At 30.2% G+C, this 25,355-nt stretch carries 26 protein-coding genes and 1 tRNA gene; 10 read left to right on the top strand and 17 right to left on the bottom strand.

Features of this window, described 5'->3' with window-relative positions:
* The first annotated feature begins 95 nt into the window (after positions 1–95).
* From BUB70_RS04865 to BUB70_RS04855, 3 genes are all read left to right on the top strand, one after another.
* On the top strand, positions 96–974 hold the full coding sequence (locus BUB70_RS04865) for an MbnP family protein (RefSeq protein WP_073118921.1): 879 nt from the start codon (positions 96–98) through the stop codon (positions 972–974).
* A 158-nt stretch (positions 975–1,132) separates the two neighbouring features.
* Positions 1,133–2,245 carry a cytochrome-c peroxidase gene (locus tag BUB70_RS04860; protein WP_073118920.1) on the top strand — a complete coding sequence of 371 codons (1,113 nt, stop codon included), beginning with the start codon at positions 1,133–1,135 and terminating at the stop codon, positions 2,243–2,245.
* On the top strand, positions 2,220–3,119 hold the full coding sequence (locus tag BUB70_RS04855; protein ID WP_073118919.1) for a transporter family protein: 900 nt from the start codon (positions 2,220–2,222) through the stop codon (positions 3,117–3,119). The genes BUB70_RS04860 and BUB70_RS04855 overlap by 26 nt, the downstream gene beginning before the upstream one ends.
* A 74-nt stretch (positions 3,120–3,193) precedes the next feature.
* On the opposite strand, the gene BUB70_RS04850 is transcribed toward BUB70_RS04855, so the two are convergent.
* Together BUB70_RS04850 and BUB70_RS04845 are read right to left on the bottom strand one after the other, a co-directional pair.
* A complete protein-coding gene (locus BUB70_RS04850; RefSeq protein ID WP_073118918.1) occupies positions 3,194–6,070 on the bottom strand; it encodes a DUF5013 domain-containing protein in 2,877 nt (958 codons plus the stop codon).
* 136 nt (positions 6,071–6,206) lie between these two features.
* Positions 6,207–6,590 carry a hypothetical protein gene (locus tag BUB70_RS04845; protein WP_073118916.1) on the bottom strand — a complete coding sequence of 128 codons (384 nt, stop codon included), beginning with the start codon at positions 6,588–6,590 and terminating at the stop codon, positions 6,207–6,209.
* A gap of 144 nt (positions 6,591–6,734) precedes the next feature.
* Between BUB70_RS04845 and priA the strand changes: the two genes are divergently transcribed.
* Positions 6,735–9,191 (top strand): replication restart helicase PriA, encoded by a 2,457-nt coding sequence (gene priA / locus BUB70_RS04840; RefSeq protein WP_159431411.1) that lies wholly within the window; start codon positions 6,735–6,737, stop codon positions 9,189–9,191.
* A 40-nt stretch (positions 9,192–9,231) separates the two neighbouring features.
* On the opposite strand, the gene BUB70_RS04835 is transcribed toward priA, so the two are convergent.
* Positions 9,232–10,266 (bottom strand): AI-2E family transporter, encoded by a 1,035-nt coding sequence (locus BUB70_RS04835; RefSeq protein ID WP_073118914.1) that lies wholly within the window; start codon positions 10,264–10,266, stop codon positions 9,232–9,234.
* Between the two features lie 4 nt (positions 10,267–10,270).
* Entirely contained in the window at positions 10,271–10,510 is a 240-nt protein-coding gene (locus tag BUB70_RS04830) for a DUF7218 family protein (RefSeq protein ID WP_073118912.1), read from the bottom strand.
* A 184-nt stretch (positions 10,511–10,694) separates the two neighbouring features.
* On the opposite strand from BUB70_RS04830, the gene BUB70_RS04825 reads away from it, so the two are divergent.
* Together BUB70_RS04825 and BUB70_RS04820 are read left to right on the top strand one after the other, a co-directional pair.
* Positions 10,695–11,732: an AI-2E family transporter gene (locus tag BUB70_RS04825; protein ID WP_073118910.1), complete on the top strand. Its 1,038-nt coding sequence runs from the start codon at positions 10,695–10,697 to the stop codon at positions 11,730–11,732.
* A 67-nt stretch (positions 11,733–11,799) separates the two neighbouring features.
* On the top strand, positions 11,800–12,198 hold the full coding sequence (locus BUB70_RS04820) for a DoxX family protein (RefSeq protein WP_073118908.1): 399 nt from the start codon (positions 11,800–11,802) through the stop codon (positions 12,196–12,198).
* A 63-nt stretch (positions 12,199–12,261) separates the two neighbouring features.
* On the opposite strand, the gene BUB70_RS04815 is transcribed toward BUB70_RS04820, so the two are convergent.
* The 3 genes from BUB70_RS04815 to BUB70_RS04805 are packed head-to-tail and all read right to left on the bottom strand — an operon-like array spanning position 12,262 to position 13,897.
* Positions 12,262–12,612, bottom strand: a complete 351-nt coding sequence (locus tag BUB70_RS04815) for a hypothetical protein (RefSeq protein WP_073118905.1) — start codon at positions 12,610–12,612, stop codon at positions 12,262–12,264.
* A complete protein-coding gene (locus BUB70_RS04810) occupies positions 12,613–13,140 on the bottom strand; it encodes a KdsC family phosphatase (protein WP_073118903.1) in 528 nt (175 codons plus the stop codon). It abuts the gene before it with no gap.
* Positions 13,124–13,897, bottom strand: coding sequence for a Rossmann-like and DUF2520 domain-containing protein (locus BUB70_RS04805; RefSeq protein WP_084730182.1), 774 nt, complete (start codon positions 13,895–13,897; stop codon positions 13,124–13,126). Before BUB70_RS04805 ends, BUB70_RS04810 begins: the two co-directional genes overlap by 17 nt.
* An 83-nt stretch (positions 13,898–13,980) precedes the next feature.
* On the opposite strand from BUB70_RS04805, the gene BUB70_RS04800 reads away from it, so the two are divergent.
* The 3 genes from BUB70_RS04800 to BUB70_RS04790 all read left to right on the top strand — a co-directional run bounded on the left by BUB70_RS04800 (position 13,981) and on the right by BUB70_RS04790 (position 15,414).
* The gene (locus BUB70_RS04800) at positions 13,981–14,547 is read left to right on the top strand and encodes a glutathione peroxidase (RefSeq protein ID WP_073118899.1); all 567 of its coding nucleotides are present in this window, start codon (positions 13,981–13,983) and stop codon (positions 14,545–14,547) included.
* 2 nt (positions 14,548–14,549) lie between these two features.
* Positions 14,550–15,272 carry a bacillithiol biosynthesis deacetylase BshB1 gene (gene bshB1, locus BUB70_RS04795; RefSeq protein ID WP_073118897.1) on the top strand — a complete coding sequence of 241 codons (723 nt, stop codon included), beginning with the start codon at positions 14,550–14,552 and terminating at the stop codon, positions 15,270–15,272.
* Between the two features lie 66 nt (positions 15,273–15,338).
* Positions 15,339–15,414: transfer RNA gene (locus BUB70_RS04790), tRNA-His, on the top strand.
* A gap of 353 nt (positions 15,415–15,767) precedes the next feature.
* Here BUB70_RS04790 and BUB70_RS04785 read toward each other — a convergent pair.
* The 7 genes from BUB70_RS04785 to BUB70_RS04755 form a co-directional block, all read right to left on the bottom strand.
* Positions 15,768–16,262 carry a VOC family protein gene (locus BUB70_RS04785; RefSeq protein ID WP_073118894.1) on the bottom strand — a complete coding sequence of 165 codons (495 nt, stop codon included), beginning with the start codon at positions 16,260–16,262 and terminating at the stop codon, positions 15,768–15,770.
* 75 nt (positions 16,263–16,337) lie between these two features.
* Positions 16,338–17,153: an AraC family transcriptional regulator gene (locus BUB70_RS04780; protein ID WP_073118892.1), complete on the bottom strand. Its 816-nt coding sequence runs from the start codon at positions 17,151–17,153 to the stop codon at positions 16,338–16,340.
* 235 nt (positions 17,154–17,388) lie between these two features.
* Positions 17,389–17,724 carry a hypothetical protein gene (locus tag BUB70_RS04775; RefSeq protein WP_073118890.1) on the bottom strand — a complete coding sequence of 112 codons (336 nt, stop codon included), beginning with the start codon at positions 17,722–17,724 and terminating at the stop codon, positions 17,389–17,391.
* A gap of 299 nt (positions 17,725–18,023) precedes the next feature.
* Positions 18,024–18,455 (bottom strand): hypothetical protein, encoded by a 432-nt coding sequence (locus BUB70_RS04770; protein ID WP_073118888.1) that lies wholly within the window; start codon positions 18,453–18,455, stop codon positions 18,024–18,026.
* A gap of 92 nt (positions 18,456–18,547) precedes the next feature.
* On the bottom strand, positions 18,548–18,931 hold the full coding sequence (locus BUB70_RS04765) for a DUF5367 domain-containing protein (RefSeq protein WP_073118886.1): 384 nt from the start codon (positions 18,929–18,931) through the stop codon (positions 18,548–18,550).
* 177 nt (positions 18,932–19,108) lie between these two features.
* Entirely contained in the window at positions 19,109–19,870 is a 762-nt protein-coding gene (locus BUB70_RS04760) for a hypothetical protein (RefSeq protein ID WP_073118884.1), read from the bottom strand.
* Between the two features lie 82 nt (positions 19,871–19,952).
* Positions 19,953–20,507 (bottom strand): hypothetical protein, encoded by a 555-nt coding sequence (locus tag BUB70_RS04755; RefSeq protein WP_073118882.1) that lies wholly within the window; start codon positions 20,505–20,507, stop codon positions 19,953–19,955.
* Between the two features lie 212 nt (positions 20,508–20,719).
* Here BUB70_RS04755 and BUB70_RS04750 point away from each other — a divergent pair, with 212 nt between their 5' ends.
* Positions 20,720–23,176, top strand: a complete 2,457-nt coding sequence (locus BUB70_RS04750; protein WP_073118879.1) for a hybrid sensor histidine kinase/response regulator — start codon at positions 20,720–20,722, stop codon at positions 23,174–23,176.
* Here the strand turns inward: BUB70_RS04750 and BUB70_RS04745 are convergent.
* The 3 genes from BUB70_RS04745 to BUB70_RS04735 all read right to left on the bottom strand — a co-directional run bounded on the left by BUB70_RS04745 (position 23,173) and on the right by BUB70_RS04735 (position 25,323).
* Complete coding sequence (locus BUB70_RS04745; RefSeq protein ID WP_073118877.1) at positions 23,173–24,510, bottom strand: sigma-54-dependent transcriptional regulator; 1,338 nt, start codon at positions 24,508–24,510, stop codon at positions 23,173–23,175. The two genes, BUB70_RS04750 and BUB70_RS04745, sit on opposite strands and share 4 nt — an antisense overlap.
* A gap of 136 nt (positions 24,511–24,646) precedes the next feature.
* On the bottom strand, positions 24,647–24,955 hold the full coding sequence (locus BUB70_RS04740) for a hypothetical protein (protein ID WP_073118876.1): 309 nt from the start codon (positions 24,953–24,955) through the stop codon (positions 24,647–24,649).
* Positions 24,956–25,014: 59 nt separating this feature from the next.
* Positions 25,015–25,323 carry a hypothetical protein gene (locus BUB70_RS04735; RefSeq protein WP_073118874.1) on the bottom strand — a complete coding sequence of 103 codons (309 nt, stop codon included), beginning with the start codon at positions 25,321–25,323 and terminating at the stop codon, positions 25,015–25,017.
* Between the last annotated feature and the right edge of the window lie 32 nt (positions 25,324–25,355).

Genomic DNA, 25,355 nt, shown 5'->3' with positions numbered 1-25,355 from the left:
ATAATTTTTTGGCATACTTATGCCTTTTTATGACTTCGTTTTTAGAATATCGAAAGTCATTACACCTATTTATTTAAAATTTATTATACCATAAAATGAAAACTTTAAAATCTTATTTTTTAGGAGCCTTAGCAGCTGCCTTATTAATTTCTTGTAGTAATGATGATGACAATAATATTGATCAGAGTGAAGGAACACATGTTTCTGCTGTTGTTAAATTTGACCACTCTTTAATGATTGGAGATTTAATTACGTTAAAAGACAAAGAAAATCAAGATCAAAATATAGAATTAACCAAATTTAAATATTTAATATCGGATGTTGTAGTTACTGCTACAGATGATTCACAATACGAAATTCCTAACAACATAGGAGCACAGTTAATAGATTTAGCACATGCAGATGCTAATGGAGTGGTAAAAACATATTTAACAGGTGTTCCTGAAGGATCATATAAATCATTGACTTTTACTGTTGGAGTTAGCAAAGAAGTTGCTGCTGGAAATGCAGATGCACAAGAAAAATTAATGGAATTGGCTGAGGCTGATATGCAGTGGACATGGAACCCTAATTCTTATATTTTTTCTAAAATTGAAGGAGCTAATACAAGTACAGCCCAAGCCCCTAATAATTTGCAAATACATATAGGAGACAAAGGAGAAAACTTTATAGGTTCTCGTATAGTAAATTTAGAATTTCCTCAAACTTTAACTGTGGCTTCAAAAATATCACCTAGTGTTCATTTAATAGTCGCTATTGAAAAAATATTTACACCTGATGCACCTGGAGTTTCAGTACCTTTTGATGCAGTAGCATCTCATGGAGGTACTGATGACAATGCTACAAATTATGCAGATAATTTTGCCAACAGTATTACTCTAGATCATTTACATACCAACGAAGAAGCGATCAATTTAGAAGATGTTGAACAGCATGATCATTCAGAAGGGGATGAGCATAGCCACTCACACTAAATAATTACATAAAGAGACTGTCTGAAAAGTATTACAAAACGTCATTCTGAATTTATTTCAAACCCCATAACATACTGTGAATAAGTAGTTATGACAAATTGAAATAAGTTCTGTTTGAAAAAAATACTTTTCAGATAACTTCTTCTAATTTTTAACAAATGAAGTATTCATTATATTTTATAACGATATTACTGTTGTTAGTTGGTTGTAGTAAAGATGAGGAAAGCTATGAGGTGTTTGAGTTTAATTTTGAACAACCTGCTAATTTTCCAAACCCTACATACGATTTTGAGAACCATAATATTACAACAGAAGGTTTTGTCTTAGGACGTAAACTTTTTTACGATAATAGATTGTCTCTAAACAATAGTATTAGTTGTGCTGAATGTCACAACCAATCTCATGCGTTTACCCATCACGGACATGATTTAAGTGAAGGGGTTCATGCAGGAGTTACAGGAACAAGAAATTCTCAACCTATTCAAAATCTTGCGTATATGGAAGATTTTACTTGGGATGGAGCTAAAGATAAATTGTTAGATCAACCAGTAATTCCTATAACAGAGCCTGTGGAAATGGACGAAAAAATGACTAACGTTGTTGCCAAATTAAAATTGGATAATGAATATCAGCAAATGTTTTCCAAAGCTTTTCAAAAAGAAGATGCCATTAATAGTACAAATCTATTGAGTGCTTTGTCTCAGTTTATGGGAGGGATGGTTTCATCAAATTCCAAATATGATAAATATGTACGAGGAGAAAAAGGAGGAGAGTTTACAGCTATAGAAAAACAAGGTTTAGCTTTGTTCAATCAAAAATGTGCAAGTTGTCATAGTGGAGAATTATTTACCAACCAGAAGTTTATGAACAATGGAATTGAAGAAAATCCTAATTTTCCATCAGAAACAGGAAGAGCTAGGATAAATTCTCCCAATCCCTTTGCTACAGTTGAAGAGCTAAAACAAAGAGACGATTATTACCAATTTAGAGTACCTAGTTTGCGAAATGTAAAAGTTACTTTTCCGTACATGCACGATGGTAGAATAGTGTTGTTAAAAAAAGTATTAGACTTTTATGATGATGATACTTTTCCAAAAATCACTAAAATGAAAAATTTGGATGAGAGTTTAATTCAAAAAAATGATAAAGGAGAAATTACCTCTTTAGGAATTCCTATGACAGAAGATGAGAAAGTTGCCATTTTAGCTTTCTTAGACACATTAACAGATTACGAATTTATAAACGATGAACGTTTTGCAAGACCTAACTAAAATATTTTTTATTCTATTAATAAGCTTTTCTACGAAAATACATGCTTGCGATGTTTGTGGATGTGGAGCCTCCAACAGCAGTGGTTTTGCAAATGTTTTAGGGGGAAATTATATTGGTTTTACCTACAATTATATGCATTTTCAATACATCCAAAGCAATGCCAATCCTAACATTCCTTTGGCAGATGATCATGTAAATACCTTGAGTATTACAGGACAATATCAGTTAACAGATTATTTTCAAATCAAAGGAACTATTCCTTATCGTTTTAACAATAGGTACAAATCAACAGGAGACTTTAGTAATAATGGTTTAGGTGATGTTAGTTTTTATGGTTTGATTAATGTTTTGAATGCAGAAAGCAATCATAGTTTAAAAATCGGAGCTGGAGTAAAAATGCCAACGGGGAAATTTGATTTAAAGAATTCTAGTCTAAATCAGACTTCTGCGGCACAATTAGGAACGGGAAGTTGGGATTTGTTATTGCCTTTACAATATAACTATAACTTGAATCAGTGGTCTATAAACATAAGTGCTATGTACTTTTTAAAAGGAACTAACAATGATGAGTTTAAGTTTGGAAATCAAACACAGGTAAATGTTGCCTCTTCTTATGTTTTTCCTTTGGGAACGAATACGAGTATTGCTCCAATTGTTGGAGCTAGTTATGATCATTTTTTAGCCTCAAAACGTTTTGGTATTGTAGATAATAGAACCAATGGAGAGATGTTAAACGCTACTATTGGAGTACAAGCAGAAACGGAACATTTTGTTGTTGGAGTAAATTCACAATTACCTTTGAGTCAGAATTTAATTGATAACGAGGTTACTTTTAATTATGGAATAGGTCTCTATACTTATTGGAAGTTTTAAAAGACACTTAATTAAATAAAAAGGCTTTCATTTTAAAATGAAAGCCTTTTTATTTAAAATTTTAATCCTAATTCCTAATTTTTTAAAAACTTAGTAGTTGTTGTTTTATTGTTGTTGCCATTTAACACTACAAAATAAACTCCAGGTAATAAGTTACTTACGTTTAAACTATTATTGTTGATGTTCATAGTAGTGGTTTTAACAATACTCCCTGCAATATTAAATACTGAAATTGATTGTTTTGAATCAATACCTTCAATAGTTAAGATCTCATTTACAGGGTTTGGATTGATGTTAAATTTTGAAGAAAAATCAAAATTAGCAACACTTAAGGTACAGTTATTAGCCATTTCTCCAGTCCCTGCTGGAGTAATACCTGTATTAGAAATTAATATTTTATCTAATTTAACAGCTCCTCCATTATAAGAAATATTTAAAGTGTGGTTTCCGGCTGTTAAATTTAAATTTGTCGCTTCACTCCAAATCCAGTCGCTATTGTTAGTAACATTCCAAGTAGTCCATGCTCCATTATCAACACTAATTAGGATTGAATCATCTGTACTTGTAGCAATGGAACGTGTCCATAATGAATAATTACTTGTTTCAGAAATATTAAAATCATATGAAATTAGTTTATCTGTATTTGGGGGAACTGTTAACTCCCATGAAAGTACATTACAGAAAAAGTTTCCCGATTGAGTAGATACTTGTCCAAAAGAAACATCAGAAGTTTGATTAACCGTAAAGTTAATTGAAAAAATTCCTTCTTCAAGATCAATTTTTCTATACCCTAATACATTAGCGTCTGTCTCAACATCGTTTGTGTTTGGTATTCCTGTATTACCTTGTGAAACTACAAAATAAGCTCCTTGAGGATTTGTATTTTGGTTTGTATTTTTAACGTTAATGTTTAGTGTATAATTTCCAGCCTCTAAATTAACCACTTGATGAATTTTTCCATCAATAAAATCTGGCTCTCCCCAACCAGATTCCATGTTAAAAATATTAAATCCTTGGAAATCATCCCAACCACCATACCCCGCATGGTTTTTAGCAGCATTATTTGTAATCCAAGGAGCGGCTAGAGTACCCCATCTTCCATTATTTTCTGCAGCAGTATACGGTTCAGAAGAATTTACTAATGCTGGAGCTGTATTTGTGTTTCCTTCAGGAATATTTGTACCCTCTACAACTGTTACATAACTACTGTTAGAAGCATTGTTGTCGGACAGTTCATCCCAAACAGAACCAGTATTACCACATTCAGCTTCTAACCATAAATCTGTAGTTCCTTGTATAGATGCATTTACAGGACCTCCCCCTATTTCTTTTCCGTTAAGGTCGGCTCCTTTGAACCAGTAGTAATAGGTGGTTCCAGCAACCACATCAGTATCTATATATTCAGTAGCACTAGAGTGAACATAGGCAATTCTACCTCTTCCAGCAGGATTGTCATCTGTATCACGGTATAATTGAAGATAACCAGAGATATTTTTTTGATCGAAAGATATTTTTACGGATTGGTTCTCAATACTTCCTTCTGCAGACATCATAACACTACCATCTTCATAAACCTTTCCGTCTACAGTAGCATTATAAGTTTTAGTAGTTACACAACCGGCAGTGGTATAAGATACTATATAGTCACCAGCATTGCTTGTTTGGATGTCATTTAATGTAATATCTTTAGTAGTCGCAGTAAAAGAATTTGGACCTGTCCAACTCCATGTACCACCTTCAACCGCATCAGGAGAAAAAATTACATTATCCCCCGTACTTACGATCGCTTTATTTGTTTTTTCTAAAGTTCCATCATTTACTTTTGTGAATAGAGTAACAGGAGGACAATCTGCATCAATTTCATAAATAGCATTATATGTAACATCAGAACTTCCTGTAGTGATGTTGTATAATTTGTTAGTACTTACAGTATTGTTTGCTTCATCCTCCCATCTTTTAAAAATATATCCTGGGTTTTGTGTTGCTTTTAATGTGATGCTAATACCTACAGGGAATACTTGATTTCTAGTTACCAATCCAGCATCTTCCATGTTTTTATTGATAGTAATGCTATGAGTATTTTTTAATGAGGATACTAAAAGATTCATACTATTAAAAGTAGAAGCTTCGTCTTGAATTTCATCAACGACAAGTTTAGCCATTTCTAAAGCCCCCATTCTTTTAAAATGTACATCGTCAGCTTTTCCATTAGGATATGCAGGATATTCACCTGGATTAAGATGTAAATAAATAAAATCAGTAGAGTATGGTTTTCCAACGGATTCCATTAACACTTTAGCTTTATTATCTAAATCAATTAAAGGGATATTTAAAGTTGCAGCCAATTCTCTTGTCGCTACAGGATGCCCGTGGTATGAATCGTAAACAGTATTTGGTGTTGTATCATTCCAAGCATTTCTTCTTACGGTAGAAACTAATACACAAGTAGCTCCTTTGGCCTGAGTTTCATTTACGAAATTTGTAAGATATTGTTTAAAGGTGGTAGCAGGATCAGTTTCTCTGTTAGGGTCTTTAGCTCTATCATTAATTCCAAATTGAACAAAAACATAATCTCCTGCTTGTACGTTGTTAATTACATCTGTCCAATGGTTTTCATAAAAACTTTTTGAACTTGTTCCAGCAATTGCTTTGTTATTAATTACATAATTGCTTTCATCAATATAATTTTGAAGTACTTGTCCCCAACCTGTTAAAGGAAAAGGAAAACCACCTTCGTTATAACTAGCTACTGTAGAATCTCCTATAAGATGTATTACAGGCACACGCTCCTCAACTAAGTTTTCAGCTAAGGGACTTTCTTTTATTTTAGTAGTATTTGTTTCTTTATCAATTCTATGTAAACCTGGTGTATTTGATGCCATGGTAGAGATTGATAAAAAAACGGTTAACATCATTGTGATGATTAAGTTGTTTTTTTTTGATGAATTCATTGTTAAATAGTTGTTTGTATTCTTAATTATGTAATTAATTGTAAAAATATTTACAAAAAAAACAAAAACTATCTGCTACTGTCCTGTAGTTCCCTGTATTGTTTTGTGTAGAAAAACATATAATGATACCGTTTGTTTACTTAATAAACCCATAATAACCAAAAAGAAGCCCAAGTACTAATAACAGAATAGTCATTGGAGCAATACTCTCAGATTTTGATAAAGTGTATTTAATTTTTTGTGTTTGTTTTGGAGCAATGATAAAAAAGGCTCCTTTTAAAATAATTCCCCATCCAAATAAAGTAATCATAACTCTCCAGTCATCACTCCAATTAGGATGTACAGAAATAATAATAACCCCACAAGTTATCGCTAAAAATCCACTTAGTAGTACAAAGGTTGGTTTTAATAAAAGTTTATTGATTTCTTGTTTATAATACGTCTGATTCATTAACATTCCGAATCCGAAAATTAAATAAAGAGACATTAAAACTCTAGCAATTAGGATAGAAGTATTCATGACAATAGATTTTAATATTATATATCAAGTTACAACTAAGAACCTTTAACAACTATGATATTCATCAGCTAAACTTTATGATTTAAAGATTTTTTTAAACGCTTAAATTCCCATTTCTTTGCAACAATCTTAATTTCTTATAAAGTGTTGTTTAAACCTTTTTTTGTAGATATTTTATTACCCATTCCTTTAGAGAGACAGTTTACTTATCGTATTACTGAAGAAGAAGCACATTTCCTGAAAACAGGAATGCGAGTAGCAGTACCTTTTGGAAAAAGCAAAATATATACAGGAATTGTTTATCACATTCATGAGGAAGAACCACAGGCTTATGAAGCTAAAGATATTTATCAAATTTTAGATGATACTCCAGTATTGACTCAAACTCAAATAAAACATTGGGAATGGATTGCTAATTATTATATGTGTTCTTTGGGGGAAGTTTTAAGAGCTGCTTTACCATCTGTTTTTTTATTGGAAAGTGAAACGGTTGTTATAGCCAATCCTAATTTTGAGGATTCTAATCTTTTATCAGTAGATGCTTATTTGATTTATGAAGCCCTACAAAGACAATCTCAGATTACCGTTTCTCAGGTGTCAAATATTTTATCAACCAAAAAAGTATTTCCTGTTTTAAAAGGAATGATAGATGTTGAGGCTATAAGTCTTAAAGAGGAAATATACGAGCAGTATCAACCTAAAATGGTTCTTTATATTCGTTTAACTCAGGAATGGGAGAATAAAGAAAAGTTACAAGAATTATTAGGATTGTTATCTCGTTCCGAAAAGCAGAGAACTTTGGTAATGCATTATTTTATGATAAAAGCCAAAGACAAATCACCTATAAAAAAGAAGGAACTTTTAGAAACATCGGGTATTAGTAATGCAGTTTGTAAAGGGTTAGAAAAGAAAGGAATATTTGATGTTTATGAAATTCAAACAGATAGAATTTCTTTTGGAGATGCTAGTCAATCAATTCCAGAATTAAGTAATGAACAAGAGATTGCTTTTAAGGACATTAAAAATACTTTTACACAAACGGATGTATGTTTGTTTCATGGAGTTACCGGAAGCGGTAAAACAGAAATATATGCACATTTAATTCAAGAGGTCATTAACAAAGGAGAGCAAGTTTTGTTCTTAGTGCCTGAAATTGCTTTGACCACTCAATTGATTGTTAGATTACAGCGTTTTTTTGGAGATGATTTAAGTGTTTATCATTCTAAATATTCACAAAACGAAAGAGCAGAAGTTTGGAATCATATTTTAAAGGGTTCTGAGAAAGCTAAAATTATTTTAGGAACTCGTTCTGCCACTTTATTGCCTTTTAAAAAACTAGGGTTGATTATTGTGGATGAAGAACACGAATCTTCATACAAACAATTTGATCCTGCTCCAAGATATAATGCCAGAGATGTAGCTATTGTATTAGCAAAAATGCATAAAACACATATCATTTTAGGTTCGGCTACACCCAGTTTAGAATCTTTTTACAACACCAAAAACGGGAAATATGGTTTGGTGAGTTTAAATCGTAGATATGGAAATGTGCAAATGCCCAAAATTCATTTGGTAGACATCAAAGAAAAGCATAAAAAAAAGAGAATGACAGGACATTTTTCTGATACACTCTTAACCGCTATTAAAGAAGCTTTGGAATTAAAAGAACAGGTGATTTTGTTTCAAAACAGACGTGGTTTTGCTCCCTTGGTTGAGTGTGAAACTTGTGGTGTTTCACCTCAATGTCCTAACTGTGATGTAAGCCTAACCGAACATAAATTTAAACATGAACTTCGTTGTCATTATTGTGGATACCACAGAGCTATTCCTTTGCAATGTGATGCATGTGGTAGTACAGGATTATCGAGTAAAGGTTTTGGAACAGAGCAGATTGAGCAAGAGTTGTTAAGCCTTTTTCCAGAACAAAATATTGGTCGTTTAGACTTAGATACCACTCGTGGTAAATATGGATATGCTAAAATTATTGATGCTTTTCAACATGGTGAAATTGACATTTTGGTTGGGACACAAATGTTGTCTAAAGGATTGGATTTTAGCAATGTTACTTTGGTTGGAGTTTTGAATGCAGACAACATGTTAAATTTTCCAGATTTTAGAGCTCATGAGCGTAGTTTTCAAATGTTGACTCAAGTATCGGGTAGGGCAGGACGTAGTCAAAAACAAGGACAAGTATTAATACAAACGTTTAATCCTTATCATCAAATTTTACAGCAAGTAACCACTAATAGTTACGAACAAATGTATAATGAGCAAATTACTGATAGACGAAATTTTTATTATCCTCCATATTTTAGGTTGATTCAAATTACCTTAAAACACAAAGATTTTAATTTGCTAAATGAAGGATCAGAGTGGTTAGGGAAATCATTAAAAAACAGTTTTGGTAAAAACTTATTAGGTCCCACAGCACCTTCTGTATCTAGGGTAAGGAACATGTATATCAAACAATTGATTATTAAAATTCCGCCAAAACAATCGGTACCTGCGACCAAAGATTATATCAAAAAAGTAAGAACTATGTTTGAATCTATTGGACGTTTTAGAGCTATTAGAATGAATATTGATGTAGATGCATATTAGCTAAATAATATAAAATATCTACTCAAATTTTAAATTCAAGTTAATCTGAACTAACTTCTAAAGTTTGAGAATCATTACCATATTCACTTTTGTAAATACGCACAAGAATAAAAAAGAGATTCATTAGTAAAGGTCCAAAAATCAATCCTATAAAACCAAATAAAGGAATTCCTATAATTACTCCAAATAGTGTTATTAATGGATGAGCATCATCTAATTGTTTTAATATAAATAAGCGTATTAAGTTGTCAGTAGCTCCAACAAGAATAACTCCATAGGCTAAAACAGCCCATGCATTAAATGTTTCTCCATTGGAGTAGGCAATTAAAAATACAGGTATAATTCCTAACATGCTACCAATAAAAGGTATCATAGATCCAATGGTTACTATTACTGCCCAAAAGAAAGAATTGTCTATGTTAAAAATTAAGAATCCAACCAATGCTACAATTCCTTGTGCAATGGCAACAAGAGGAATTCCTAGAGCATTTGCTTTTATCATAGAAGTAATTTCTTGATTTAAAAGTTCATAGTTTTTCTTTTTAAACGGAATATAACTGTATATAACTTTATTTATTTTGTTATAGTTAATAAGCATAAAATATAGTAAAATATACATAATGGCTATGCTCATTAGAGTATTAAAAGTTCCCCCTATTAAATTTTGAATATTTTCAGACAGAGATTTGGATACTTCTGAGGTGTTGATGTTAGAGGCAATATCTATTCCTACATATTGTTCAATTTCATTTAGTTTATTTTTTATGTTTTCTATAATTTGTTCAGAATTTTCAGAGGCTTTTTTTAGTTTGTTTCCAAGCATAAAAAACACTCCTAAAACAGGAAGTAAAATGGTTATGAATGAAATGAACATTAAAGTAAAAGATGAAATATTTACGGTCCAGTTTTTTTCTACCAACTTTTCCATATACTTTTTTAATATCACAAATAAAGTAATAGCTCCAAGTATGCCAGAAAGATAAGCTGTTAAATTTATAAATATAAGGGAGCCAATTAGCGAGATAGATAAAAGAATAAACAATTGTCTAATCACATTAGAGGGAATTAACTTCATAGTTTTAATTGTTTCTTAGGGCTTTAATAAGTTCTTTTTTATTGAAGGTAGATCTGCCTTTTATATCAATTTCTTTGGCTTTATCATACAGCTCTTTTTTAGTCCATTCTTCGTATGGATTTGCTTTACCTCCTTTTTTGCCTGCATCAGGGGTATTGGCAATTCTAGCTGATTTTTCTTTACTATAACCTTTATCTCTTAACGCTTCGTATTGTTCTTCGTTTTTAATCCTAGGTTTGTTCATATTTCACACATCTTTTTCATAAAGATATCAAATAAAAAACAAGGAGTCATACAAGAACTAAATTAAGATTCCCTTAATAGATTAAAATATTTAGAAGCTTGACTTTTTATCTAAAAATGACAATTCATTTTCTTACTTTTAACACAGATTTTATTAAATAAATAATAAGTCATAATACCCAAAAATGAAAGACACCAGAACAACCAATATGTTATTACTAATTATAGTAATTCCTTTTATATTTTTTCTTTTGAAAACCTTATCCTTTATTTTTATTCCTCTTGTTTTAGCAATGTTTATTGCTTTGTTGTTTTTACCCTTAATGAGATGGTTTAACAGAAAAAATGCTCCCAAATTTGTTGGAATTATGGCTGTTATATTAGTTATTATTGGTGTTGGTAAAATAGCAGCTATTTTAATAAAATTATCTAGTAATGAAATATTAAAAGCTAATAGTACTTTTTTTCAAAAGGCCGAGACTAAAATTGTTGATTTAATTGTAATGATTGAGCAGTATTTTGGTGTGGTTAGGGTAGAAGGTGACTCTTTAATAAATCATTATTTTCAAGGAGGAAATTTTGTTGGTAAAATTGTGCCTTCATTAGATTTTGTAGGAAACATCGTTTCTATGACTTTAATGACCTTATTCTTTGCTATTTTACTATTAGCAGGTTCTATTGATACAGAAAAGCTATTGAACAATACCGTATTTAAATATAAACACGCATCAGTTAAAACGTTTAGAAAAATAGAAAAAGACATTATTACTTTTATAAAAGTAAAGTTTGTAATTAGTTTATTAACCGGAATAGGATTTAGCTTGGGATGTGTTTTCTTTGATGTAAGTTTCCCAATATTTTGGGGATTGTTAGCCTTTTTACTCAACTTTATTCAAATGATTGGTTCTATCGTATCTATTGTTTTACTATCTATATTTGCCTTGGTAGAAATAGAAGTAATGAGTACTTTATTATTTTTTGTTTTAACAATTACTGGAGTACAAGTGATTTTTGGAAGTGTTTTAGAACCTGTTTTTATGGGGAAAACTTTTTCTATAAATGTAATTACTATTTTAGTAATGTTAATGCTTTGGGGATTTATTTGGGGGATTCCAGGATTAATTTTGTCAATTCCGATAACGGTAATCATTAAAATTATTTTAGATCAATTTCCAAAATATCATGTCATATCCAGTTTGATGGCGGGAGATAACCCTAAGTAATTCTTATGTAACAAAACACCTTAGAAATTAGATGTTTATAAATTAATTATATTTAAAGTAAAAACTTATGAAAAAAAATACCGACTTAGGATTATTAGTTTTAAGAATTGCTATTGGTGGCTTAATGTTATTACACGGAATAGCTAAGTTAAAGGGCATTTCTTACATAGAAGGGATGTTAACAGAAAAAGGATTTCCATCTTTTATGGCCTATGGCGTTTATATCACAGAAATTATAGCTCCATTTTTAGTCTTAATTGGTTATAGAACTCGTTTGGCTTCTTTAGTCTATGCTTTTGGAGCCATCTTTATTATTCTCATAGCACATCCAGCGGAGATCATTTCGCTAAATGCTTATGGAGGTTGGGGTATAGAATTAATAGGTTTATACCTGTTAGGATCAATTACTTTATTTTTTACAGGAGGAGGGAAGTTAAGTGTTTCATCTTCTAATATTTGGGATTAATTGAATTTATATATTATAAAAAAGGTTGACTATTTAGTTAACCCTTTTTTATTTAAACAAATACTAATTGTATTTAATCACTCTAGTTCCCGAACTATTTTTTAATTCTTTAATCGCCATTTTTAAATCTACCAAATCATCAGTTTCATAATGTAAAAAAGAAACTTCTTTACACAAACGTTGGGTTTCTTGTAAAGCTTTTCCATGAAAATCGGCATGTACAAAAGTTAACATATCTTCCATGTTTTCCCAATGTGTAAAAGAATAAAATGTTTTAATACCTTGATTATGTAATTGAGATTTTATGTTTCCTTTACTGTTTTGTGACTGTTTGTAAATCTGTTTAGACAGTTTTAAAAACTCAGGCAATAAGGTGAGTTTTTTTAGTTTGAATTCGCCAATAGAAACAATCATCTAATCAAATTTAGCATAGAATTTTCCGTTCCATTTTCCTTGCACACGCATTACTTGTTCAATAATATCACGTACGCAACCTTCTCCACCTTTTATTGGTGATACATATTTGGCAACAGCTTTTATTTCTGGGGCAGCATCTTGTGGAGCACAAGGCATTCCAACCAATTCCATTACTGGATAATCAGGAATATCATCACCCATATAAACAATGTCCTTAGGCTCTAATCTGTATTTTCCTATAATCTCTTGATACTTTTCAATTTTATCATGTACCCCTAAGTAAATATCCGTAATCCCTAAACCTTCTAATCTAGTTCTCACTCCCTCATTACTTCCACCAGAAATAATACAAACATTATATCCTGCATCAACCGCAGATTTTAACGCATATCCGTCTTTAATATTCATATTTCTCACCAACTCTCCATTCGGAAAAATAGTGACCATTCCGTTGGTTAAAACGCCATCTACATCAAAAATAAATGCTTTTACATCGTTTAGTAGTTCTTTATAACTTAATGCCATGTTTTTCTTGTATTGATTTGGTTAATATTTGATATACCTCTTTGTTAGTTCCTTTTAATTGATTTAAATGTTTTTCTATGGTCTCTGCATCATTTCTAACTGCAGGTCCTGTTTGAGCAACTTTAGGAGGAAGTATTTGTGTTTTTAAAAATGTTTCTTGCAGCAAGGGTTGTAGTATCTGAAAATCGATTTGATGTTCTTTACAAATGTCATAAGCAATGCCCATTACTCTATTGCTAAAGTTATTGGCAAATACAGCTGCTAAGTGTAATTTTTGTCTTTTTTCTTCAGAAATCTCATAAACATGCTGGGCAATCATGCTAGCAAAATTTTGCAAGACTCTAAAGTCAGCATTAAATTCAGTTTCTAAACAAACAGGAACCGCTTTAAAGTTGATTTTTTTTTCTTTGGTAAAACTCTGAGCAGGGTAAAACACCCCACGTCTTTTGGCCTGTAAAATATTAAACGACTTGGTTCCAGATGTATGTACAATTAATCCTTGTAAATGAGATAAATTTATGGTTTTAATCACATCATCGGGTAAAGCCACAATATATAAATCAGCTTGTTTTAAACTATTTAAATCTGTGGTTGTAGGAGTAAGGCCTTGGTAAAGCGTTAATCCTTGCTCAGAACGATTGTATATTTGCACCAATTGAATCACAGGACTATTTATACAAGCCTTAATTAAATGCGTTCCAACTTTACCGGTACCAAGTATGCTTACGTTTATCATAGGGCTCAAAAATAAGAACATTTTTAAACTTTGATGAAATAAATTAGATTTGATTTCGACCAAGGGGAAGTGTATCTTTGAGAGATAAAAAATATTGACTGCTTATGAAAATTTTATGGATGGTAATTCCTGTGTTATTAGTAGGGATTTATGCGTTTAAAAGACAAACTACACTTGTGACCAATACTAAAAAATCTATTTATGATTTTGTGGTAAAAGACATTCAAGGGAACGATTTTGATTTTTCGACTTTAAAAGGGAAAAAAATTATGATTGTGAATACAGCATCAAAATGTGGTTTGACTCCGCAATACAAACAATTGGAAGAGATTTATGAGAAATATAAAGACGAGCAAAACTTTATTATTGTAGGGTTTCCTGCCAATAACTTTATGCATCAAGAACCAGGAAGTAATAAGGAAATTGAATCATTTTGTCAATTAAACTATGGAGTTACTTTTCCTATGATGGAAAAAATTGATATAAAAGGAAAAGACCAAGCAGAAATTTATCAGTTTTTAACGAAGAAACAATTTAACGGATATAAGGATTCTAAAGTAAAATGGAATTTCCAAAAATACTTAATCGGTAGAGATGGAAAATTAGAAATGATTATTAGTCCACAAACCAAACCTAATGACCCAAGTGTAGTTGCTTGGATAACAAAATAAACATGAGTTTTAAATTAGACATACTAGCCATAGGAGCACATCCAGATGATGTGGAGTTAGGCTGTGGAGCAACCATTGCCAAAGAAGTTGCAGACGGAAAATTAGTTGGAATATTAGATTTAACCCAAGGAGAGCTGGGAACAAGAGGAACCCCTAAAATTAGAGCTATGGAAGCAGAAGCTGCTGCTGGAATTTTAGGAGTAATGGTAAGAGAAAATTTAGGATTGCCAGATGGTTTTTTAGAAAACACAAAAGAATATCAATTAAAAATAGTTGAAATTATTCGTAAATATCAACCAGATGTTGTGTTATGTAATGCCATTGATGATAGACACCCAGATCATGCCAAAGCAAGTAAATTGGCTTCTGATGCTTGTTTCTTATCAGGATTAAGAGCTATAAAAACAGATATAGGTTATGGTGATCAAGAAGCTTGGAGACCTAAAAGTGTTTTTCATTATATACAATGGAAAAATATAGAGCCTGATTTTGTGGTAGATGTATCCGATTATATTGATGTAAAGGAAAATGCTATTAAAGCGTTTAAATCTCAATTCTACGATCCTAATAGTAATGAGCCAGAATCGCCTATTACGAGTAAAAATTTTATAGATAGTGTGTTATACAGGTCTAGAGATTTAGGAAGATTAACCGGAGTAGAATTTGCAGAAGGCTTTACCACAGAACGTTACGTTACTGTTAAAAATTTATCTGATATTTTTTAATTTTTTTCTTTGTAGAAACTAAGAAACCTATTATATTTGCAACCGCTAACGCGAAAGCGCGCAAATGGTGGTTGTAGTTCAGTTGGTTAGAACGCCTGATTGTGGTTCAGGAGGTCGCCGGTTCGAATCCGGTCTTCCACCCAAGAGTTGAAAACTCTTTAAATATAACGGTTTAAGATTATTCTTAAACCGTTTTTTTATGCTTAACTATCAACTTTATTTAGCAACCAACATTTTTAAAACTTCTCTTTATGAAAAGAGTAGTAGGAGGTATGTAACATCATTTACTGTTCGTATTTATTGTCTTACATAACATTTTTTGGTTTTTCTTGTTGCCTTTAGCAATAAATCAAAAAGGTCTTGTGTATAAAACGTAGTGGACTAAAAGCGATTACCTTTAAAATAGTTAAGATATTGAATTAGACAAAAAAAGCGGCTTGAGTATACACCCAAGTCACTTTTACTTTTATAATTTGTGATGCGTTTGCTCTTTTTCTAATTTGGCGAATGAAGTCCCATTTTATTTCCTTCCGAATCGTGAAAAATAGCGAAAAATCCACTTTCGTCAGCGTGAGGAGTTTTTGGGATAATTATTTTTCCACCGTTTCTTTCTACTTTATCAAGAATAGGTTGCAAATTATCTCCACCATTCAAGTAAATAGTAATACCGCTGGCAGAAGGTTTGGAACTTTCTGCTTTCACAATAACACCTGTTACCATTTGGTCTTGGTATGGAAATAAGCCCATTTCCATTTCTGGAAAATCTAATTTTTCAATTTCTATTCCTAAAATTTCTTTGTAAAAATTAATAGCTCTTGAAATATCCATTGCTGGAATTTCAAATATTGATACATAGCTGTTCATATTCTTGTCTTTTTTGATTGCTGTCTCTTTAGGTGGTTTTGATTCGGAAGCAGAAGTATTTTTGTTTTTACAGGCTGCTACGCCAAAAGTCAAGATAATAATTGTGATTAATAATGTGTATTTCATTTTCCTTGTTTTGTTAAGGAAACAAATTTAGCAGTGTATTGTTGCTAGAAATTGTAAAAATGCGACACCGTTAAACTACTTATAAAAAAGGGCGGAAAGAGCTAAGTTTTCGTGATTGATAAATTCTTTGGGGTTTATTCCTGTAAACTCCTTAAAGTCTTTTATGAAGTGTGCTTGGTCAAAATATTCACTTTCATAGGCAACATTGGTTAAATTTTCGGATTTCTGGTCAAGCAACATTTTTAAAGCGGTTTGTAATCTAATAACCTTTCCTAATTGTTTAGGACTTAGCCCAATTTGCTTTTTGAAGTTCCTTTCTAGTTGTCTTCGTTTTGACAAATTCTCTTTAAGTATTGAGTTTATTGAGACACTACCGTTTGTGGATAATAGATAATCAACGGTGTTTTTTACAACTGTATTAATTGTTTTTTCGTCATTGAGCCTATCCAAAAGAAATTTTTCGATAATGCTTATCCGTTGTTCAGTATTCTCTGCTTCGATTATTTTTTGCTCTAAATCATCAACAATTTTCTTTTCAAAAAGCTGATTTATGGGAGTCTCTTTATTTGCTAAATTGCTGATTGGTTCAGAAACAAAATTGGCAAATCCATAAGGATAAAATCGGACAGCAAAAGTTTTTACATATCCTGTTGGTTCAATGTAAAAAGGTTTAATTGTTTGTCCGAGCACCATTGAACGAGGTTGAAGTATAAATTCACTTTCAGAAGTATAACGTTTTATGTTGTCTCCAAGAATAAAAGCCATTTCAATACAACCATCAGGTACTATTCGTTGTTTTTGCGATTGAGACTGTTTAGGTATTTCTAAAGTCCAATAGCAACTAACAAGTGATTTTAAGTCAATATGTGGTTGGTATGTTTGGTAATCCATTGTGGTTCGAAAGGTTTTTCGGAGTTATACAAAACGGTTTTGTCTAGGCTTTGTGCGGGAAGAAAAGGAGCAGAGCCTTTTCGAGCACGTACTAAGCCGAAGCTTTTTGTTTGGCTTTGTTTCTTTTGATTTCACAAAGCCAAATCAACAAGATTTGGCGACTTAGTAAATATACACAAAACTTTAAAGTTAGAACTAAACCCGCATGAAGTTTAGCCAGTGTTGTGTGTAGTTTTTATTTGGATCTTAATATTTCAAAAACAGATTCAGCTATATTCATGTCACATCCTTTCAAAAATATTCGAACTGGAATATCGTCATGAAAAAAACGTATTTCATTTTTATTTTTGTCTAGTATTCCAAACCCTCCTTGACTTAAAAGACTTAATGGAATAAGTAAAAATGAACTTATCCAATTAATTTTCTCTTTTCTTAGCGATAGCTTTTCAATATGGTTAAAATAATATGTTTTACTTTGTTCAGGATTTAAGCTATCAACGACTTTAAATTCGTTTTTCTTTATAAATATTTCAAAAGGTGGGTTTTTCCTCAAAGAATAATGTTTTTCCATTTTATGTAATTGTATTGTTAAATCTTATTATTTTCATACTCAATATATTTCTCAGAAAATTTCAATTTATCGTTGATTTTTTCCTGATATGAAATTATATCTTTTCCAAGGTTTCTAACTTTCCATTTTTGTCTATTTTCTTTAATTTTCCATATTTGAGAGCTAAGTAAAATAATGGAGGGGGTAATTCCACATAAAATTATTGTTAAAACTAAAGGTACTGAATATTACGTTTAATTAAGTGTTATCAGTATTTTCTTACTTTCTCTTGTTTAAAGTTCTTACAAAGAGGCTTTAATTTAGTTATTGTAAAGCTCCGGAGTAACAGCTAACTTAATTACAAATTCTCCATTCTTATCGAAGTAAATATAATCCATAGTTATATTATTGTCTCTGTAAACTTTTAAATCAGGACTTGTTTTAACGTTTTCAATTATACTAGGTCTAATATATTTGTTTACAGTGTCAAGATTAACTTCAGATTTATCAAGGTTCATAATAGTGTAGTAGTACATAAGATTTGTAGCGCCCTTAGAAGAAGCACTATCTAATCTAGTAAATTCATCTACTTGCATAGGAGTTTGTTTATTTAACTGAATAGCAACATTATTTAATTCCGTTTCTAAATCTGGAGCAAAAAATTGTCTACCAATAATATAAAAAACTCCGAATGATATTACACCAACAACTGATGATAGGATTTTTGATTTTTTTGATTGTTCTTTTTTCATAGGTTTTCTTTTAACAATTCTTATTGCAATATCATTATGGTATAAATATATACAATACTTTACAGTAAAATAGAAGCTCTTTTTTACTAAAACTATTCATTTTTATCTTTTCTAATTAGTCCAAAAACTAAAACAGTGGCATATGCCCACATTAACCAAGAGCCAAAAGTAGCAGCATCAGTTTCAGGTAGGTTAGGAAATACCCATGTAAAAAACTCAATACAGAATGTATCGAACACCATACCTGGAAGAACCATTATAGTAGCAGATTGAATTGCTTGTAATTTATTCAATTTATACCTGTTAAAAACCTTAGTTGCTACCATACCTAAAAATGGAACAACAATTAAATAAAGTCCAATTAAAACAGTGGAATTATCTGTAAGAAAGAAATATTGTCCTGCAACTCTAAATGCAAGGGTTGCAAAAAACCAAATTGTAAAACCAATTACTAAACTAAAAACTTTATAATTCATACTTTTTTATTCTTATTGTTTTAGATAACGCTTTTGCATATAATATCATTATTTTTTGGCGTCTAATTTAGCAAATAAAACGTAAGAAAAGTCCTATCAAATTTCGGGAATTGTTTATCCACTTGGAGTCAATTTTCTAAAACTCTGTTTATATAGTATTGGTTTATTATATGTACTTTATTTGGTATACATTTTTTTGATTAACTTTTTTGTGTCTGGTTTGGTTAAGGATTTTGAAGTTCTATATTTTTTGGTAGTAGGAGCAATGGATAAATCAAAATATTGAACAATTAAAAAATTTTCATCATAAGCTCCCAAGCCTAGTAATAAATCAGCATCTTCATATTCTAATTGATTGATAAAATAGAAGGTGTTATCTTCTTCTATATATGATAAATATCTTTCGGTTAAAAAACCAGCCAATTCAGGCAAGTATTCGTTGTAGGTTAAAATAGCATAACTAACTATTTTCTTATTTCTGTCCAACATAAATAAAATAATTGGTGCTTTACTAAAATAATTATCATAGCCTAGTAAAGTAAAATTGCCTTCTTCATCTAAAGGTATTTCTTCATAATTTTCTCCAAAATTATTAATAATATCACTTTTAGTATCTCCAAACTCAAACTCTGGTTCAGGATAGGTGGTGTATTTTGGTTCAACTATAATTTTAAGAATTTTACTGTCTTCGGCATTTTCTAACAAAACATTTGTTTCTCCAACATATTTTGCCGTAACCAATCCTGATGTTGAAACTTCGGTATGATATTCATCTTCTACGGTATAAGTAATATTAGAATTAGAAGATGCTTCTATTTGGTATTCTTCATTAGCACTTAAATATTTTTCTGAAGTACTTAAAGAGATTGAATCAAACTCATCTTTTTTATTACATGATAATGTAATAATCGCAATTAATAATAATAGTGTTTTCTTCATAGTTTCTCAATTTTACTTTTTTATGAATTGTGAAATCTACAAAAACTATTGTCTTTTTTATTGTTTTAGCTATTATAAATTCTTAATGATCTAATTTTTCCTCTTCTTTTTTAATGGTTTTATCAATAATGTCTATAATATTTAAAACACTTTTATTGTCTTCACTTCTGTCTTTGTTTGGAGAGCAAAAACTTACAACTCTATAATTGTTTTTAGTGGCAATTTCAATTATTATAACATAGGCTTCAGGACCTCTTACTCTATAATTATCATCTTTAAGTTCTAATATTCTATTTTTCACTAGAGAGTCTAAAAGAATTTTAGCGTTTAAATCTGTATAAAGTGGAGTAGGCTGCACTGTTGGATTTTTGGGATCTACTTTTATGTATTTTGATGAGACAGAATTATTACAATTTATTGTAAGTATCTTCGTTAATCTCCAAACTCTTATGTTTAAGGAGTCTTTTGATTCTCTTAAATCTTTAAGATTTAAGTTTTTTAAGTTATTAGGGAGTTTTTTTATAAAACTTTGAACGATTGTATTCGTAGGTCTTTCTATTTTTTTCTGAGCAAAACAAAAAGTTATAGAAAAAATAATGAAGAACAGGCTAATTGTTTTTTTTGTGTAAAAAGTCATAAGGTAGGGTATATAAAAACAGATATTTTAAAAAAGCTAAACTATATAAATTTAATGAACTTCTACTTTTATAAACGTTTAAAAATACATCTTAACAACTTTTAAAACTAACATTAATTCTAATGTGTTTTTCCTCTAAAAGTTAACATCGTAACATTTTTTTTAAGATTAAAGAAGTCCCTATATTTATATCTTAAAAGCTATTGCATTGTATGAAATCACCAAAACACAGTATTACATTTAAAATTTTATCAGGATATATAATTCTTGGTGTTTTGGCAACCATTGCAGGTATTTTAATTATTTCGGAGATTGATAATTTTACCAAAATTCAAAAGCAAGATATTTCTGATAGAAGTAAAATTATTAAAGTAGGTAGCTTAATTGCTAGTATTTACGAAAATGAAAATTTATCTAGAGCTGCCATACAATTAAATTCATCAAAAAAAATTAAAGAATATAATGATGAAAACAAGCAGTTGTCTATAAAAATTGACTCTCTAAATTTTATCGTAAACAACGATTTTCAGAAAAATATTTTAGATAGCATTAGACTAATTATAGATCATAAGTTAAAAAATATCATAGCGGTAAAGAAGCTAAAAAGAAACAACAATTCAGAAAAATCTATTGATACAGTAATTAGTAAATTAAGTTCAATGGATTCTATTTTAGAAAGTCAATCAGCTGCTAATTTTGATAAAATGTTTATCACAGACTTTGTTGAAAATATTGATTTTTATGATAAAAAAACTCCGTCTAATCTTTATTTAAAAGATTACGTTAAAATGTTAAACAAGTTAAATCCTGATGAAAAGGATGTAACAAAATATAATAAAGATCAAATAGATTCTTTATTAATGATTTCCAGAACTATTTTAAGTGAAGCCCAAAAAGATATTGAAAACAAACGTAGGTCTATAGAAAGAAAAGAACGTGATTTAATTGAAAAAGACATTCTTATTTCAAAAAAACTAAGAGAATTACTACAAACATTAGAAAAAGATATTATAAAAAGCACTAAAACAATAAATCAAGAAAGAGAAAATTCTTTAAACAAAAGCAAACGTATTATTTTGTTTGCTGCCGGATTTAGTTTTGTGGTAATTTTTATTTTTTCCATCATTTTTTTAAATGATTTTTGGAAAAATGAACGTTATAGAAAAGAACTAGAAGAAGCTAATAAAACAAGTTCAGCTCTCTTAAAAAGTAGGTCTCAAATTATTTCTATGGTAAGTCATGACTTACGTACTCCGTTAAGTACCATTTCAGGATATAGTGAACTGCTTTTAAAAGCGATAAAAAACACCAAAGAAGCCAATTATATTGGGCATATTAACAACGCATCGGCTTATATGCAAAGATTGGTAAATGATCTTTTGGAGTTCTCAAATATTGAAAACAATAAAATATCTATTACCTCTGTGCCTTTTGATTTAAAAAACTTAATGCATGAAATTATCAATCATTCTCAGAATTTAATTCAACAAAAACCAATTCGTTTTGTTATAGATTTTGATGAAAAACTGAATCATCTTATTATTAGTGATCCCTATAGAATTAAGCAAGTTTTATACAATTTGGTAGCCAATGCCTGTAAGTTTACAGAACAAGGAACCATTACTCTTAAAAGCGTTTTAGATAAAGAAAAAAAGATGTTGTACTTGTCTGTAACAGATACTGGTATTGGAATAGACAAGGAAGAGCAACAAGATATTTTTAAAGCATTTACTCAGGTTAAAAATACAGATACAAATCATCATCAAAATGGTTTTGGTTTGGGTTTAACTATTTCTAAAAGATTATCGGAATTACTGGGTGGAAATTTGGTTCTCTCTAGTGAACTTGGAGTAGGGAGTACTTTTGTGTTTTCTTTTCCTATGGTTTTATCTAATGAATCTATTAAGAATGAAAAATCTTTAAGTACCCAAATAAATTTTGATATTACAGTTGTTGTGGTAGAAGATGATGCATCTATGCAGCAATTATTAAAAGATTTATTTAGTCAATATGGTGTTGAATTGTATGTGTTTGAAAATGCTCAAAAAGCCTTAAATGCCATTAATGATATTTCTTTTGATATGGTACTTACAGACATTCAGCTTCCCAAAATGAATGGTATTCATTTTATGGAAGTCCTAAAAAATCATGATCGATATAAAAATCAACCAATTGTAGCCATGACAGGTAGATCTAATTTATCTATCAAAGATTATCTTGAAAATGGTTTTTCTGAAGTATTGATTAAACCTTTTACTATACATCAATTAGAAACTGTTTTATTAAAGTTTTTTAAAGGAACCAATATTCTAAAAGAGCAGCAATCAAAAAGCAATGTTTTAAATACACCTAATGGTTTTAGTATTAAAACTTTGCGTGTATTTTTAAATGATGATGAACAAGCAATTAAGCAAACCTTGTCTGTCTTTTTAAAGGATACACAAAACAATAAAATTTTACTAAAAAAAGCTATTGAAGCAAACAACCTTAAGGATGTTAATGAGCTTAGTCATAAAATGCTTACCATGTTTAAGCAATTAGAAGTACAAACTGTTATTCCTTTTTTAGAAATGTTAGAAACAGCAGAATTTACAGATCAAGAGATTTTTATTGCTTTTGAAAAGGAGCTAAATAAATTTATTAATTCTTTAGAAAATTATTTAAACTAAATCTCATAAAGCTTCATTTTATTATAAAGTGTTTTTCTGGTAATGTTCAATAGTTTTGCTGCTTGGGTTCTGTTATAATCCGTTTTTTCTAAAGCACTTATAATAAGTTCTTTTTCATTTTCTTTGGTAGAAAAGTTCTCCGAAAAAGTTTTAACTTCTGTAGTTTTAAAAAACTTATTAGGTAAGGCATTTACTTCAATTAACTCTCCTGTAGTTAGTAAAGTGGCTCTTTTTATAATATTTGATAATTCTCTAATGTTTCCAGGCCATTCATAATTCTGAAAAATAGTTAATACTTCTTTAGAAAACCCAACAACAGATTTATTTAGTTGTTTGTTGGCTTTGTTTAAAAAGAAATCAGCATAAAGAATTAAATCATCATTTCTATCTTTTAACCTAGGAACTTCAATAGAGAACTCATTTAATCGATGATATAAATCTTCTCTAAAACTACCTTTTTCTACTACCTCTAATAAGTTTTCATTGGTAGCGGTAACCAATCGAATATCTACATTTATTTCTGTACTACTACCAATTGGTTTTATTTTTCTTTCTTGTAAAGCTCTTAATAATTGAATTTGATTTTCATAAGATAAATTACCTACTTCATCTAAAAAAAGGGTTCCTCCATTGGCAGCTTCAAAGTGTCCTATTTTATCTTGAACAGCACCTGTAAAAGATCCTTTTTTGTGACCAAAAAATTCACTAGAAGCAATTTCTTTAGGGATGGCACCACAATCTACAGCAACAAAAGGTTTGTCTTTTCTTAAGCTTTGCAAGTGAATATTTTTGGCAACAACTTCTTTTCCTGTTCCACTTTCTCCGGTAACCAAAACAGACATGTTTGTAGGGGCTACCAAATGTATATATTCATTTAAAGTTTTGGAAGCTGCACTGATTCCAGTTACAAAATCGGAGTTTTCATTTGTTTTTTTTGAGATTGCTGGTTGCTTGGTTACAACATCTTTATTTTCTTTAATTTCTAAAGCGTTGGTAATAACTTCTAAAACTTCGTTAGGGTTAAAAGGTTTAGAAATATAATCAAAAGCTCCTTGTTTCATGGCTTGTACAGCAGTAGCTACTTCTGCATAACTAGTCATTAAAACCACAGGAGTTAAATTTTGTTCTTGCTTTATTTGCTTTAATAAGGCAATACCATCTCCATCGGGCAAACGTAAATCTGTAAAAATTAAATCGTAATTATTGGATTTTAGCAAGTTGTTAGCTCCTGAAATGTTATAACTTACATCAACTATGTATTTATGACGTTCCATAAACTTCTTTAACATGTTAGAAAAAGTAACATCATCTTCAATTAATAGTATTTGTTTCATATGGTAGTGCTTGGTTTTACAAAAATATTAAGATATCATGACTTATGTAGTTAAAAAAAACAAAAAGGGCGTTTTTAATTAAAAACGCCCTTTTAAGTGAATTATAGATCTTACGCTATAATTTTATATATGTTTGTTATTTAACAGCACTTTCTTCTAACCAGTTTCCTTCACTATCAGCATATACGGTTTTAGAAGCATCATCAATAGTAAGTTCTAATTTGTATTGTCCATTTGCATTTACATAAGCTTTACTAATAGTTGCGGTAGCAAAATCTTTTGTTACAGCATTGGTAACTGCTTCTGGTAATTTGTCTACAGTTATTTCTGTAAACTCATCGTTCATTACGATATTGATACTTGTAGTAGGAATTACAGGGCTAACCATTGCATACGTTGCTACTCCACTTGCTAAAATTGCGATTGATAAGATGATCTTTTTCATGATATATTTATTTAATGATTAAAAATTATTTTTCTTTTTCATAATTGAATAAGGAGAAATTATTCAACTGTATTTAAGTTGATTAAGTTTCCTTCTTTGTCAACATATACAGTTTTAGCTGTATCATCAACAGTAAGTTCTAATTTGTACTGCTCACTTGCATTTACATAAGCTTTGTCAATAGTTGCTGTAGCATAAGCTTTTTTAACAGCACTAGTAACTGTTTCTGGTAATTTGTCTACAGCTACTTCTGTAAATTCATCGTTCATTACGATATTGATACTTGTAGTAGGCATTACAGGGCTAACCATTGCATACGTTACTACTCCACTTGCTAAAATTGCGATTGATAAGATTACTTTTTTCATGATATATTTATTTATATGGTTTATAAAAATTG

It is taken from the genome of Wenyingzhuangia marina (genome assembly GCF_900130035.1).
Lineage (GTDB): Bacteria > Bacteroidota > Bacteroidia > Flavobacteriales > Flavobacteriaceae > Wenyingzhuangia > Wenyingzhuangia marina.
This window is presented reverse-complemented; position numbering and strand designations above follow the sequence as displayed.

Excerpts from the sequence above, each read along its gene's own strand:
- BUB70_RS04865 (WP_073118921.1), top strand. The coding sequence starts at position 96 with ATGAAAACTTTAAAATCTTATTTTTTAGGAGCCTTAGCAGCTGCCTTA.
- BUB70_RS04860 (WP_073118920.1), top strand. The coding sequence starts at position 1,133 with ATGAAGTATTCATTATATTTTATAACGATATTACTGTTGTTAGTTGGT.
- BUB70_RS04855 (WP_073118919.1), top strand. The coding sequence starts at position 2,220 with ATGAACGTTTTGCAAGACCTAACTAAAATATTTTTTATTCTATTAATA.
- BUB70_RS04850 (WP_073118918.1), bottom strand. The coding sequence starts at position 6,070 with ATGAATTCATCAAAAAAAAACAACTTAATCATCACAATGATGTTAACC.
- BUB70_RS04845 (WP_073118916.1), bottom strand. The coding sequence starts at position 6,590 with ATGAATACTTCTATCCTAATTGCTAGAGTTTTAATGTCTCTTTATTTA.
- BUB70_RS04835 (WP_073118914.1), bottom strand. The coding sequence starts at position 10,266 with ATGAAGTTAATTCCCTCTAATGTGATTAGACAATTGTTTATTCTTTTA.
- BUB70_RS04830 (WP_073118912.1), bottom strand. The coding sequence starts at position 10,510 with ATGAACAAACCTAGGATTAAAAACGAAGAACAATACGAAGCGTTAAGA.
- BUB70_RS04825 (WP_073118910.1), top strand. The coding sequence starts at position 10,695 with ATGAAAGACACCAGAACAACCAATATGTTATTACTAATTATAGTAATT.
- BUB70_RS04820 (WP_073118908.1), top strand. The coding sequence starts at position 11,800 with ATGAAAAAAAATACCGACTTAGGATTATTAGTTTTAAGAATTGCTATT.
- BUB70_RS04815 (WP_073118905.1), bottom strand. The coding sequence starts at position 12,612 with ATGATTGTTTCTATTGGCGAATTCAAACTAAAAAAACTCACCTTATTG.
- BUB70_RS04810 (WP_073118903.1), bottom strand. The coding sequence starts at position 13,140 with ATGGCATTAAGTTATAAAGAACTACTAAACGATGTAAAAGCATTTATT.
- BUB70_RS04805 (WP_084730182.1), bottom strand. The coding sequence starts at position 13,897 with ATGTTCTTATTTTTGAGCCCTATGATAAACGTAAGCATACTTGGTACC.
- BUB70_RS04800 (WP_073118899.1), top strand. The coding sequence starts at position 13,981 with ATGAAAATTTTATGGATGGTAATTCCTGTGTTATTAGTAGGGATTTAT.
- bshB1 (WP_073118897.1), top strand. The coding sequence starts at position 14,550 with ATGAGTTTTAAATTAGACATACTAGCCATAGGAGCACATCCAGATGAT.
- BUB70_RS04785 (WP_073118894.1), bottom strand. The coding sequence starts at position 16,262 with ATGAAATACACATTATTAATCACAATTATTATCTTGACTTTTGGCGTA.
- BUB70_RS04780 (WP_073118892.1), bottom strand. The coding sequence starts at position 17,153 with ATGGATTACCAAACATACCAACCACATATTGACTTAAAATCACTTGTT.
- BUB70_RS04775 (WP_073118890.1), bottom strand. The coding sequence starts at position 17,724 with ATGGAAAAACATTATTCTTTGAGGAAAAACCCACCTTTTGAAATATTT.
- BUB70_RS04770 (WP_073118888.1), bottom strand. The coding sequence starts at position 18,455 with ATGAAAAAAGAACAATCAAAAAAATCAAAAATCCTATCATCAGTTGTT.
- BUB70_RS04765 (WP_073118886.1), bottom strand. The coding sequence starts at position 18,931 with ATGAATTATAAAGTTTTTAGTTTAGTAATTGGTTTTACAATTTGGTTT.
- BUB70_RS04760 (WP_073118884.1), bottom strand. The coding sequence starts at position 19,870 with ATGAAGAAAACACTATTATTATTAATTGCGATTATTACATTATCATGT.
- BUB70_RS04755 (WP_073118882.1), bottom strand. The coding sequence starts at position 20,507 with ATGACTTTTTACACAAAAAAAACAATTAGCCTGTTCTTCATTATTTTT.
- BUB70_RS04750 (WP_073118879.1), top strand. The coding sequence starts at position 20,720 with ATGAAATCACCAAAACACAGTATTACATTTAAAATTTTATCAGGATAT.
- BUB70_RS04745 (WP_073118877.1), bottom strand. The coding sequence starts at position 24,510 with ATGAAACAAATACTATTAATTGAAGATGATGTTACTTTTTCTAACATG.
- BUB70_RS04740 (WP_073118876.1), bottom strand. The coding sequence starts at position 24,955 with ATGAAAAAGATCATCTTATCAATCGCAATTTTAGCAAGTGGAGTAGCA.
- BUB70_RS04735 (WP_073118874.1), bottom strand. The coding sequence starts at position 25,323 with ATGAAAAAAGTAATCTTATCAATCGCAATTTTAGCAAGTGGAGTAGTA.